Annotated in this window: 10 protein-coding genes, 1 tRNA gene and 1 pseudogene; 8 read left to right on the top strand and 4 right to left on the bottom strand. The window is 41.2% G+C overall.

All coding sequences use genetic code 11. The annotated features are described in order from the left end of the window. The first annotated feature begins 177 nt into the window (after window positions 1–177). Window positions 178–747: a GNAT family N-acetyltransferase gene (locus tag OHT75_RS05530; protein ID WP_264725466.1), complete on the top strand. Its 570-nt coding sequence runs from the start codon at window positions 178–180 to the stop codon at window positions 745–747. Window positions 748–915: 168 nt separating this feature from the next. Here OHT75_RS05530 and trxB read toward each other — a convergent pair whose 3' ends face one another. Together trxB and msrA are read right to left on the bottom strand one after the other, a co-directional pair. Continuing rightward, window positions 916–1,869 (bottom strand): thioredoxin-disulfide reductase, encoded by a 954-nt coding sequence (gene trxB, locus OHT75_RS05525; protein WP_264725465.1) that lies wholly within the window; start codon window positions 1,867–1,869, stop codon window positions 916–918. Between the two features lie 163 nt (window positions 1,870–2,032). After that, window positions 2,033–2,501: pseudogene (gene msrA, locus OHT75_RS05520) on the bottom strand (peptide-methionine (S)-S-oxide reductase MsrA). Window positions 2,502–2,691: 190 nt separating this feature from the next. Here msrA and astE point away from each other — a divergent pair. The 5 genes from astE to nadA all read left to right on the top strand — a co-directional run bounded on the left by astE (window position 2,692) and on the right by nadA (window position 8,822). Further along, on the top strand, window positions 2,692–3,735 hold the full coding sequence (gene astE / locus OHT75_RS05515) for a succinylglutamate desuccinylase (protein ID WP_264725464.1): 1,044 nt from the start codon (window positions 2,692–2,694) through the stop codon (window positions 3,733–3,735). A 168-nt stretch (window positions 3,736–3,903) separates the two neighbouring features. Beyond that, on the top strand, window positions 3,904–5,082 hold the full coding sequence (locus OHT75_RS05510; protein ID WP_264725463.1) for a thiamine pyrophosphate-dependent dehydrogenase E1 component subunit alpha: 1,179 nt from the start codon (window positions 3,904–3,906) through the stop codon (window positions 5,080–5,082). A gap of 3 nt (window positions 5,083–5,085) precedes the next feature. Then, complete coding sequence (locus OHT75_RS05505; RefSeq protein WP_264725462.1) at window positions 5,086–6,063, top strand: alpha-ketoacid dehydrogenase subunit beta; 978 nt, start codon at window positions 5,086–5,088, stop codon at window positions 6,061–6,063. An 8-nt stretch (window positions 6,064–6,071) separates the two neighbouring features. Then, the gene (locus OHT75_RS05500; RefSeq protein ID WP_264725461.1) at window positions 6,072–7,643 is read left to right on the top strand and encodes a dihydrolipoyllysine-residue acetyltransferase; all 1,572 of its coding nucleotides are present in this window, start codon (window positions 6,072–6,074) and stop codon (window positions 7,641–7,643) included. A gap of 111 nt (window positions 7,644–7,754) precedes the next feature. After that, the gene (nadA, locus tag OHT75_RS05495; RefSeq protein WP_264725460.1) at window positions 7,755–8,822 is read left to right on the top strand and encodes a quinolinate synthase NadA; all 1,068 of its coding nucleotides are present in this window, start codon (window positions 7,755–7,757) and stop codon (window positions 8,820–8,822) included. A 226-nt stretch (window positions 8,823–9,048) separates the two neighbouring features. On the opposite strand, the gene gap is transcribed toward nadA, so the two are convergent. Together gap and OHT75_RS05485 are read right to left on the bottom strand one after the other, a co-directional pair. Next, the gene (gene gap / locus OHT75_RS05490) at window positions 9,049–10,059 is read right to left on the bottom strand and encodes a type I glyceraldehyde-3-phosphate dehydrogenase (protein ID WP_264725459.1); all 1,011 of its coding nucleotides are present in this window, start codon (window positions 10,057–10,059) and stop codon (window positions 9,049–9,051) included. Window positions 10,060–10,237: 178 nt separating this feature from the next. Further along, on the bottom strand, window positions 10,238–11,089 hold the full coding sequence (locus OHT75_RS05485) for a DUF2989 domain-containing protein (RefSeq protein ID WP_264725458.1): 852 nt from the start codon (window positions 11,087–11,089) through the stop codon (window positions 10,238–10,240). A 202-nt stretch (window positions 11,090–11,291) separates the two neighbouring features. On the opposite strand from OHT75_RS05485, the gene OHT75_RS05480 reads away from it, so the two are divergent. Together OHT75_RS05480 and OHT75_RS05475 are read left to right on the top strand one after the other, a co-directional pair. Next, a complete protein-coding gene (locus tag OHT75_RS05480) occupies window positions 11,292–12,725 on the top strand; it encodes a glyceraldehyde-3-phosphate dehydrogenase (protein WP_264725457.1) in 1,434 nt (477 codons plus the stop codon). A gap of 228 nt (window positions 12,726–12,953) precedes the next feature. Next, window positions 12,954–13,029 (top strand) — tRNA-Gly (locus tag OHT75_RS05475). Window position 13,030: the final 1 nt, after the last annotated feature.

Below are 13,030 nucleotides of genomic sequence, written 5' to 3'. Positions count from 1 at the left end.
AGCAATTATTTTGCCATGAGATGCAATCCAATCATGGCGTAATTTAAGGTTATATTAATCTAATTGTTGTCTCGGTGTTATTTCAATGTGTAAACTTGTGTGTCAAATGAGAACAAAATACTTACATTTATACTGTGTTTATAAAGTCGAAGATCATCAACACTAGGATTAGCAGTTATGGCAGAGCCTCGCATTTTAGAAACAACTCGGCTTCAGCTGATACAAATGACACTTGAAGAGCAAGGTTTACTGTTTGAGCTTGATCAAGATGAAGCTGTGATGCGTTTTATCAATGGCGGCCATAAAACCACCATGGAACAAATTGAGCAATATTTCATGCCACGCTTAAGACGTTATCATGATCCGGTTAAGGGATATGGTTTATGGAAGGTGTATCCAAAAGCCGTTAAAGGGATCCCTGAAACATTAGCAGGACAATATCTCGGTTGGATTTTAGTGCGTCCGATGTTCTTTTTTACTGATTCTCCTCATGTTAATGATATTGAATTGGGTTGGCGTTTTAAGAAGATAGCTTGGGGGCAGGGCATTGGTACCGAAGCTGCCAGAGCGGTGGCTGATTTTGTCGCTAGCCATTCAGAAGTCAACGCCTTAAGCGCAATTGCAGATGAAGACAATCATGCTTCAATTAATATTATGACTAAATTGGGAATGTCCTTCGTTAAAAAAGCACCTCATCCAGATGTGCCAGATAACCAACAGGTAGTGTTTTACCAGCGCAAAATTTGAATTACAGTAGACTAAATATTGCGATAGGGTTTGTATAACACAGCTTGTATTTTGAGTTAAAGAGCCATACCTCCAAGATAAGTAACGGGTTTCAATGTTAAATGTTTTTATTATGCTTAAAAAAAATGCCAATCGATTGATTGGCATTTTTATTAAAAAGTCATTTAATTACTTTTTAGCATCAAGATAACGCTCAGCGTCTAATGCGGCCATACAACCTGTACCCGCTGAAGTAATCGCTTGACGATAATGTTGATCCATTACATCGCCACAAGCATAAATGCCTTCAATGCTGGTTTGTGTCGCATTGCCTTGTAAACCGCTATTTACCTTTAAGTAACCGTGGTTCATTTCAAGCTGACCTTCAAAAATACCAGTATTAGGACTATGACCAATAGCAACGAAAACACCAGCGACTTCTAAATCAGTAATCGAGCCATCTTTGGTGCTTTTCTTTTTAAGCCCGGTTACACCCATCTCGTTACCAACCACTTCTTCCAGTGTTTGGTCTAAATGAAGAATAATGTTGCCATTAGCAACTTTATCCATCAAACGGTCGATCAAGATTTTTTCAGAGCGGAAAGAATCACGACGGTGGATTAGGTGAACTTCTGAGGCAATATTGCTGAGATAAAGTGCTTCTTCAACGGCGGTGTTGCCTCCACCGATCACGGCAACTTTTTGGTTACGATAGAAAAAACCGTCACAAGTGGCACAAGCAGAAACGCCGCGCCCCATGAAAGCTTCTTCTGAAGGTAGACCTAAATACTTAGCAGATGCACCTGTGGCAATAATTAATGCATCACATGTGTATTCGCCATTATCACCCTTTAAACGAAAAGGACGTTCAGTTAAGGTCACTTCGTTAATATGGTCAAAAAGAATCTCAGTATCAAACTTCTCGGCATGCTTTTGCATACGCTCCATTAATGCTGGACCCGTTAAGTCTTCTGCATCGCCTGGCCAGTTTTCAACTTCAGTTGTGGTGGTTAATTGACCACCTTGCTGCATACCCGTAATCATCACAGGTTTTAGGTTTGCACGCGCAGCATATACCGCTGCGGTATAACCCGCTGGGCCAGAACCTAAAATTAATAGGTTACTATGACGAGCTTCACTCATTTTAATTCTCCAATTTGATGCATGATGCATGATGCAATTGGCTAAGATTGTAGGGAATTTACCAAAGCGGGTAAAGGCCACAAGTCAGATTGATAGTCGATTGGGCTAATCTAGTGTGTCAATAAATGGTGTCAGTGCGAAAAGTCACCTGACACCTAAAAATTTAATACGCGATATGACAAGAAGGGAGATTATTTTTCTCAAGATAATTCTGATGATAATCTTCAGCGATATGAAAAGTCTGTAAAGGCACGATTTCAGTCACAATATGACGCATTCCCCAGCGTCCGCTTCTGGCAAACGCAAGCTTAGATGCTTCAGCCTGTGCTTTTTGCTGCTTATCATGGAAGAAAATAGTACTTACCAATATCCCCTCCCTGCATATTTAGCTGAGTTGGATTGTGATTTTTCCAAAATACATCCAATAGATCATCATAACTGACAATGTTTTCATCAAACTCGACTTGGACAACTTCGGCATGCCCAGTGGTACCCGTTTTGACTTCTTCATAGGTTATCGCACTATCTTTACCACCCATATAGCCGCATGTCGCGTGACTAACGCCTTTTATTTCGCGGAAAAAATATTCAACACCCCAAAAACAACCGGCACCAAATGTTGCTAACGCCATGACATACCCTTTTCAATTATAGAAGTCTAGATGGCTGTAATTGTGATAAGGTTTAAGACGATATGCAAGTAGAGTTTTTGATAAACAGGAGTTTTTAGGCTAACAATTTAAATTGTTCTAGCATGTGGTAGAATTCAGCTCAGGAAAAACAAGTAAATACCAAAATAATAACAACAGCAAGGAGCGTAAATTGACTTCACCGCTTATGGAAACTCGAGATTTTTTAGCTTTCACCCTAGAAAGCCCGCTTTCTCTGCCGCAGCAATACCATTTTCATTTAGGTAATCATACTCAAGTTGACATACTTGATACCGGAGTGATTGTTTTCACGCCACTTAATTCAACGGCACAATCACCAAAAGACATTGTTTTGTCATGCGCAATTCACGGTAATGAAACTGCACCAATCGAAATTTGTAACCAATTAATTAAATCATTACTTAGTGAAACCATGATTAGCCAACACCGTGTGCTGTTTTTAATTGGTAATCCGCCAGCCATATTGAATAAAACCCGCTTTGTTGAAGAAAACATGAATCGTTTATTCAGTGGTGCTCACTCTAAAGGACAAGGTTTAGTCAATGCTGAACGAGTAAGAGCAAAAGCGTTAGAGCAGTATGTGGCAGATTTTTTTAATCAAGGTCAGGCAGGTGCCCAGCGCATTCATTATGATTTGCATACCGCGATCCGCGCATCCAAACATGAAAAATTTGCAATTTACCCTTATCGTCCTGGCAGAAGTTATAGCGGCGAACAAATGATGTTTTTGGCAGCGTGTGGTGTGGATACCATATTGTTTCACCATGAACCGACCACCACATTTAGCTATTATTCGTCTGAACAATTTCAAGCCGATGCCTTCACGGTTGAATTAGGCAAAGTCATGCCTTTTGGTGAAAATGATATGAGCCGTTTTGAAGACACCAAGCACATGCTCACACAGCTTATTACTCAAGATGTGGTGGCCGTGGCACCTTATCAGCCTTCCAAGTTGAACTTATATAAGGTGTCACGCTCTATTAATAAAAATGCTGAAGACTTTGCATTTACTTTTGCCAATGATGCACCAAACTTTAGTCAATTCAAACAAGGTGAATCATTAGCCATTGAAGCCGGTCAAGATATTAAAGTTGAGCATCAGCTTGAGGCGATTGTGTTTCCTAATGCTAAGGTACCAATTGGTCAGCGTACGGTATTGTGTTTAGTTCCTGCACCTAATGAAGATGTACATTAGACCCTTTTTAATAGGCGTAAAGCAAAATATACAAGCTTGTCGACTAAGATTTGATAACTCGGTTCAGTAAACTATTGTATGGAAGTTTACGTTAACGTAATGTTTGTCGGCGAATTATAATTAGACTGCTACCTTTGAGGTGGCACTTCACAAGAACAAGAGCACATTATGAGCAACGCAACACTGAGCAACGAAACAGTGCATCGTGTCAGCTTTCTTGACAAGGCGTCATTGCACATTCCTATTCTGCGCGTTTTACAGGCAGACGGCACAACATACGAAAATGCTGTGTTACCGGTTATTGATCAAGATCTAGCCGCAAAAATTTATGATACTTGCGTATTTACCCGAGTATTAGATGAGCGAATGTTAGGGGCACAGCGTCAGGGGCGTATTAGTTTTTATATGACCTGTACCGGTGAAGAAGCCGCGATTATAGGTAGCACAGCAGCCTTAGATGACGGCGATGTGATTTTAGCGCAATACCGTGAACATGCCGCGTTACGTTACCGAGGATTTACTACTGAACAATTTATGAATCAAATGTTCAGTAACGAAAAAGATCTTGGTAAAGGCCGTCAAATGCCAATCCATTACGGTAGCAAGGCACTCAATTACCATACCATTTCATCTCCTTTAGCTACGCAAATCCCCCAAGCTACTGGTGTTGCTTATGGGCAAAAGCTCAAGGGTGAACGCAATGTGACCATTTGCTATTTTGGTGAAGGCGCTGCCTCTGAAGGTGATTTTCACGCAGGTCTAAACATGGCCGCGGTACTTAAAGCACCGGTTATTTTCTTTTGTCGTAATAATGGCTATGCCATTTCAACACCAACGGAAGAACAATATGCAGGCAACGGGATTGCCAGTCGTGGTGTGGGTTATGGTATGCACACCATTCGTGTTGACGGCAATGATATGTTGGCAGTTTTAGCCGCGACTCAGCAAGCCAGAGCTTATGCGTTAGAGAATAATGCCCCAGTTCTGATTGAAGCCATGACTTACCGTTTAGGTGCTCATTCATCGTCTGACGATCCGTCAGGTTACCGCTCTAAAGATGAAGAAGCTAAATGGCAGCAACATGATCCGGTTAAACGTTTCAAATTATGGTTAATCAACAAAGGTTGGTTAAATGAAGCTGATGACGTTAAAACCCATGAACAATATCGTGAAGAAGTACTTGCCGCGGTTAAAGTCGCTGAAAAGCTACCTGTACCTCGATTGGATGAAATCATTGAAGATGTGTTGGATAAGCCGACAGCCGTACTTAAAAAACAGCTGAAAGACTTAAAAGAACACATCAACAAATATCCTAAAGCCTATCCGAAAAGTGCAGGGAGATTATAAGCCGTGGCTCAAATGAATATGTTACACGCCATCAATGAGGCGTTATCAATTGCCATGAAAGCAGATGAGCGCATGGTAGTTTTTGGGGAAGATGTTGGCCATTTTGGCGGTGTTTTCCGTGCAACTTCAGGCTTACAAGAGCAGTTTGGTCGCGACCGCTGTTTTAATACGCCGCTTACAGAACAAGGTATTGCCGGATTTGCCAATGGTTTAGCATCACACGGTATGACGCCTGTTGCTGAAATTCAATTTGCGGATTATATCTTTCCTGCATTTGATCAAATCGTCAATGAGGCGGCTAAATTTCGCTACCGTAGTGGCAATGAATTTAATGTGGGCGGATTAACGTTCCGTACCCCTTATGGCGGCGGCATTGCTGGTGGACATTATCATTCGCAATCTCCAGAGGCATATTTTACTCAAACACCGGGTTTGAAGGTAGTCGTGCCGCGTAATCCTGAACAAGCCAAAGGCTTATTATTGGCGGCAATTCGCGACCCTAATCCGGTTATTTTCTTTGAACCTAAACGATTATATCGTGCATCTGTTGGCGAAGTGCCTGAAGGCGATTATCAAATTGAGTTAGGTAAAGCAGATGTCGTCAAGCAAGGGACTGATATTACAGTGCTTGCTTGGGGCGCACAGATGGAAATTGTTGAAAAAGCTTGTGTGATGGCTGAGAAAGAGGGCATTTCTTGTGAAATAATTGACTTACGTACTTTATCTCCTTGGGATATTGATACCGTTGCTAAGTCAGTGAAGAAAACGGGTCGTCTGGTCATCAACCATGAAGCGCCATTAACCGGTGGCTTTGCGGGTGAGATTGCCGCCACGATTCAACAAGAGTGTTTCTTGCATCTAGAATCACCCATCAACCGAGTTTGTGGTTTAGATACACCATACCCACTCATTCATGAAAAAGAATATATGCCAGATGAGCTGAAAACATTTGAAGCTATCAAAGCAACAATGGCATTTTAGGAGTGGTCATGATTAAAGATTTTATTTTACCCGATATCGGTGAAGGCGTTGTTGAATGCGAATTGGTGGACTGGTTAGTTGCTGAAGGTGACACAGTAGTTGAAGATCAGCCCATTGCAGATGTGATGACAGATAAAGCTTTAGTGCAAATTCCTGCGCCTTATGCAGGAGTGATCACTAAGCTTTATTACGCCAAAGGCGAAATCGCAATCGTTCATGCGCCTTTGTACGCAGTAAAAGTGGCTGATGATAGCGTTTCAGATTCCAGCGACACCGCCGTGAATGCAATGGCAGCTGAAGTGACACCGACAGCGGTTGTTTCAGGTGTGATGGTTGAAGATTTTCTTTTACCGGATATCGGTGAAGGTATCGTTGAATGTGAACTTGTCGATTGGCTCGTTGCGGAAGGTGAAATGGTGGTTGAAGACCAACCCATCGCTGACGTGATGACAGATAAAGCGTTAGTTCAAATACCTGCAATGAAAGCCGGTAAAATCGTGAAGCATTATTATCGCAAAGGCCAGCTGGCTAAAGTTCATTCGCCATTGTTTGCGATTGAAGTCGAAAGTGATGTTGTTGCAACTAATTCCGTGTCTCAATCTACACACCAAGTTGTTAATCAGGTGGCTAGCACTGCAGCTTCTATCGAACCTGTGGTTCAAGGTAAAGCATTAGCCAGCCCTGCGGTGCGCCGTTTAGCTAGGGCGTTAGACATCAACATTGCCCAAGTGCAAGGTTCTGGTAAACATGGCCGTGTTTACAAGGAAGATGTAGAGCGTCACCAAAAAGGCGCAGTGGCCAAGATTGCAGTAATCGAACCTGCTGTAAGCAGTGCTGTGGCCTCAACAAGTGTGGCAACGTCTGTTGCAATAGGTACTGATCGCGTTGAACCGATAAAAGGTGTTAAAGCGGTTATGGCAAGAATGATGGTGGAGTCTGTTTCGACTATTCCTCATTTTACCTATTGCGAAGAGTTTGATTTAACAGAACTGGTTGCGTTACGTGAAAGCATGAAGCAGCGTTATTCATCCGATGAAGTTAAACTCACCATGATGCCATTTTTTATGAAGGCCATGTCACTGGCATTGAATGAATTTCCGATACTCAATAGCCAAGTGAATGCTGATTGCACTGAAATCACCTATAAATCGCGCCATAATATTGGTATGGCTGTCGATTCAAAAGTGGGTTTATTAGTCCCTAATGTGAAAGATGTGAATTTAAAATCGATTTTAGATGTTGCTGCTGAAATTACTCGTTTGACGAATGATGCAAGAAGCGGGCGTGTATCTCCAGCTGATTTGAAAGAAGGTACCATTTCAATTTCAAACATAGGTGCATTAGGTGGCACAGTTGCCACGCCAATCATCAATAAACCTGAAGTGGCAATTGTGGCGTTAGGAAAATTACAAACCTTACCTCGATTCAATGCCAAAGGTGAAGTCGAAGCGCGTAAGATTATGCAAGTGAGTTGGTCTGGCGACCATAGAGTTATTGATGGTGGTACGATTGCCCGTTTTTGTAACCTGTGGAAACACTATTTAGAGCAGCCACACGAAATGATGATGGCAATGCGTTAAGCGAGTGAATACAGTAAATAGGTTTAATTATAAAGGACGCTGAATGCGTCCTTTAGTTTTCGAGTCAGTTTTCGTATAATTCTGCCCAAGATCCACACCATTGGAACCGTTATGAGCTTGTCGGCACCGCAAATTAAAACAATTGATTATCCTTTTCCGCCTAAACCTGCTGTTTTGTCTGATGCACAAAAGCAGGATTATAAGGCCCGTATTAAACAATTATTGATTGATCACAATGCCGTATTAGTGGCGCATTATTATACCGATCCTGAAATTCAAGCTTTAGCTGAAGAAACGGGAGGCTGTGTTTCAGATTCATTAGAAATGGCCCGTTTTGGTCGTGATCATCCTGCTAAAACCTTAATTGTGGCAGGTGTAAAGTTTATGGGCGAAACAGCAAAAATTCTCAGCCCTGAGAAAACCATTTTGATGCCGACCCTAGAAGCCACATGCTCACTCGATATAGGATGTCCTATTGAGGAGTTTAGCGAGTTTTGTGATGCCCATCCCGATCACACAGTTGTGGTGTATGCTAATACCTCTGCGGCGGTTAAAGCCCGTGCTGATTGGGTTGTGACATCAAGTATTGCCCTTGAAATTGTTGAGCATTTGGATGCAGAGGGTAAAAAAATCATTTGGGGTCCAGATCGTCACTTAGGGTCATATATTGCCAAGCAAACAGGAGCAGAAATGCTGATGTGGCAGGGCGATTGTATTGTTCATGATGAGTTCAAATCTAACGCATTACTGGAGTTAAAAAAGTTACATCCAGATGCGGCAATTTTGGTGCACCCAGAATCACCTGCAAGCGTAGTTAACATGGCTGATGCGGTTGGTTCAACTAGTCAGTTGATAAAAGCAGCCCAAACGATGGATAACCAAACATTCATTGTGGCTACCGATCGGGGCATTTTTTACAAAATGCAGCAAGCTGCGCCAGGTAAAACGTTAATCGAAGCGCCAACGGGCGGAAATGGTGCAACCTGTAAAAGTTGTGCTCATTGTCCTTGGATGGCGATGAATGGTTTACAAGCCATTGAAGCCTCTTTATCGGATACGGATAAAAGCGGTCATGAAATTTTCGTTGATGATGCATTACGTTTAAAAGCACTTATTCCATTAACACGCATGTTGGATTTTGCTAAAGCATTGAACATGAAAGTGAAGGGCAATGCTTAAACGTTAATACTTGCTGAACATAAAAGCCGACTTATTGTCGGTTTTTTTATGTATCAGAAATAGTGAAAGTAAAATGCACACTAACGCAGATGTTTAGGGTAAACCATTATTTTACGGTCTAAAAATTTAATGCTGTTATCGAGATACCAGGTAGAAAAACGAATAAAAAACAAAAAGCCCCGCGTTATGCGAGGCTTTCTAGAGGCTAAGTTAATCGATCAGATGATTATTTAGCGTTCATTAGTGCGACAGCATTATCTAGCATGCGGTTACTGAAACCCCATTCGTTGTCATACCATGACATAACTTTGACAAGACGACCATTTACACGGGTTTGTGTAGCATCGAAGTTTGAAGAGAATGCATTGTGGTTGAAGTCGATAGACACTAAAGGTTCTTCATTAATGGCCAGTACTTCAGACATTGGAGCTTGTTTAGAAGCGCGGGTTACAATTTCATTGATTTCTTCAACTGTTGTGTCACGTGACGCTAAGAAAGTTAAATCAACTAAAGAAACGTTTACTGTTGGTACACGAACAGCTAAACCGTCAAATTTACCTTGTAACTCAGGTACCACTAACCCAACAGCTGCCGCAGCACCTGTTTTAGTTGGGATCATTGACATTGCCGCAGCACGAGCACGACGTAAGTCAGTGTGGTATACATCTGATAAACGTTGATCGTTGGTATAAGCATGAATGGTGGTCATTAAACCTGATTCAATACCAATTTCATCGCTTAATGGCTTAGCAAAAGGAGCTAAACAGTTGGTTGTACATGAAGCATTTGAAATCACAGTCATGTCTGCTGTTAATACGTCGTTGTTCACGCCATATACCACTGTTGCGTCGACATTCTTACCCGGCGCAGAGATTATGACTTTCTTCGCGCCTGCATTCAGATGCGGCTGAACCGATTCTTTTGAAGTGAAAATGCCAGTACATTCGAATACAACATCAACGTTTAAGTCAGCCCAAGGTAATTTGGAAGGATCACGTTCTTGAAAAGTGAGAATTTTATCACCATTGACGTAAATCGCTTCTTCATCGTGATCAACTTTGGCGTTGAAACGACCATGAACAGAATCATACTTGGTTAAATGTGCGTTAATTGAAGCATCACCCAAATCATTTAAAGCAACGATTTTGATTGGGTAGTTTTTCTCGCTTTCATACAAAGCACGTAACACATTACGACCGATACGGCCATAGCCGTTAATAGCAACACGGATAGTCATCTCATATCCCTCAGTTAAAAATAAATTTGGTGGCAGATAAATCGCCTAGTTGTAAAATTACCAAATTGGTGGGGTTCGTCAAGCTAAATCGGTTCTAAAAGTGCTTTTAGACCCGAAAATTTCGTAATTTATTTCCATTTTGCGTGTTTTGTGGTTTTTGTGAGCAAAAAAATGAAAGTTATTCTTGGGTATTTTCTGGGTTATTAAGCAATGTTGCGCTTGCTGTATTGGCAAAATTGTCACTTTTCAAATCGAGTATCAAAGCTTGCGCTTGTCGATCTAATGCCTGTGCTAACACCTGATTACCTCCTATCAAGCCTAAAAGTTGTTTTTCATCAACCTGATTGTCGGTGAGTAACGTATTTGCTTTAGTGAATAAGTAAACGTATTCAAAATTTTGTTGTTGTTGAAAAATGCTTGCTAGGCCAAGTAACCAGTCAGAATTGAATTTATCAAAACTCGTTTGGGCAAATAAATCACGGTAGATACGTTTGGCCTCGCTGGGGGAAACTCTGACATAGTAGGCCGCAAGTTGATTTAAAATTTGCGGGTCGCTGATCGAATTTTTTTCGTAAGCCGCAATCACAATATCTTGTGAAGGTTTGTCGTTAAAACGTAACCAACGGTAATATGCGAGATAAACATCAGTATTGTTTTTAGTGTATTCACGCAGTTCGCTTAACGTTTGAGTGCTGACAGCAAAAGCACGTTCTCTATCTTGGGTACGTTGAGGATTTAATATGTGCTGAACACCAGCAGCGAGTTCGATACAATTACTGTAGTTTTCAAGATAAATAAGTTGTTGAAACAGTTGTTGTCCCGAAGGTGTTGCAGCTTTCTTGAGTACTAATCTGTGGCGAACAAGATCACCTTTTTCGAATCTGCACCAACTATCTTTGTGTAAATCGGCACAAAGTTCAGGATTATTTTTACAAATCACATCAATATTTCGGTCATTTTCGCAGCCTAAAAGCCCTAAAAAAGCACTTATAAAACTAAATGATGTAATTATTACTAGATTTCGCTTCAAAACTAGCTCCTTTAGGGTATTTGTCTAATAAAATTACATATTTAGCGAAAATTTGTTACTGGCGAAATGCGGTTAATTTCATTACAATGTCGCCGACCTAGCGGGGATATTCCCCACAATACACTAATTATTGGTCTTTTCTTTTTGTTACTCAAACCTTTCTAAAAATATATTAAAGAAAAGTGAGATAAAGGAACCCTACATGAGCGCAGATAAACATCTACAAAGTTGGCAAGAACGTTTCGAAATGGCAGAGGCAATGCAGCCTCTACTTGGTAAGTTATATCGTAACCAAGGTGTTGAGGTTGTGGTATACGGTAAGCCATTATTAAACGCATCGACTATTGAAATCATCAAGTCGCACCGTTTGGTTCGTCGTCATGTGGGTGAAAAATTAAGACTACGTGAAAGTTTCCCATTTATTCAGGCGCTTAGCAAGCTTGCTGTTAAGCACTGCAAAGTCGATATCGGTAAGTTAGCGGTTAACTACTGGCGTGAACATAACGATGCAAGCCAAATTGAAGCTTACATGGCGAATCAATTAGCGCAAGGTATCAACCATGGCGATGATATGCCTGCTCGTGATGTGGTTTTATATGGCTTTGGCCGTATTGGACGTTTACTTGCGCGTTTATTAATTGAAAGAACAGGCAAAAGTAATAAGTTATGTTTACGTGCTATCGTGTTACGTGGTGGTAAGAAAGGTGATTTAGAGAAGCGTGCTAGTTTATTACGCCGTGACTCAGTTCATGGTCCATTTAATGGTTCTGTTGAAGTGGATGAAGAAAACAACGCTATCATCGCCAACGGTACTTATATTCAAGTGATTTATGCGAATTCACCTGATCAAGTGGATTACACTAAATACGGTATTAAAGATGCTTTAATTGTCGATAATACCGGTATTTGGAAAGATGAAGACGGTTTAGGATTGCACTTAAAAAGTCCTGGTGCCTCAAAAGTGTTATTAACTGCACCCGCTAAAGGCGCAATCAAGAATGTCGTATACGGTGTTAACGAGGACGATATTCTTGCAGAAGATTTAATTGTCTCTGCAGCAAGCTGTACCACTAATGCGATCACACCTGTATTGAAAGCGGTTAACGATAAGTATGGTATCGAGAATGGTCATGTTGAAACAATCCACTCTTACACCAACGATCAAAACTTGATTGATAATTATCATAGTGCTGACCGTCGTGGTAGAAGTGCACCATTGAACATGGTTATCACCGAAACAGGCGCAGCTAAAGCGGTTGCTAAAGCGCTACCAGTGCTTGCGGGTAAGTTAACGGGTAACGCTATCCGCGTGCCTACGCCAAATGTGTCAATGGCCATTATCAGTGTTAATTTAAATGCTGAAACAAACCGTGATGAACTAAACGAGTACTTGAAAGACATCGCTTTGTTATCAGAGTTACAAAATCAAATCGACTTTACGGAGTCGACTGAAATTGTATCGAGTGATTTAGTCGGTTCACGTTACGCAGGGGTCATTGATTCTCAAGCGACCATTGCGGATGGTAAACGTGCCATTTTATACGTGTGGTATGACAACGAGTTTGGTTATAGCTGCCAAGTTGTTGGCGTGATGCAAAAGATGCTTGGTTTAACAACGCTATCATTGCCAAAGTAATTTATTAACGTGGCAAGTAAATAAAAGCATCTGCGGGTGCTTTTATTTTTTTTCAGATTTTCTACCATGATTTACACCACTATGGACATTTATAAAGCAGTTGAGCAAGAATAAGATTAAATTGTTATTTTATTGATTGACTCTTAAATTAGAAAAGGTAAAATGCGAACCCGCACTCAGGGGAACTTCGGCAGTAGCTGACAGTTAAACTAAATGCGTAAAGATTCAGCGACATTAGCTCAGTTGGTAGAGCGATACCTTGCCAAGGTATAGGTCATCGGTTCGAACCCGATATGTCGCTCCAA

The sequence above is a fragment of the Shewanella subflava genome (assembly GCF_025971955.1).
Taxonomy (GTDB): Bacteria; Pseudomonadota; Gammaproteobacteria; order Enterobacterales; family Shewanellaceae; genus Shewanella; species Shewanella subflava.
Note: the sequence above shows the minus strand (reverse complement) of the source record. Positions and strands in the feature narration are given on the sequence as shown.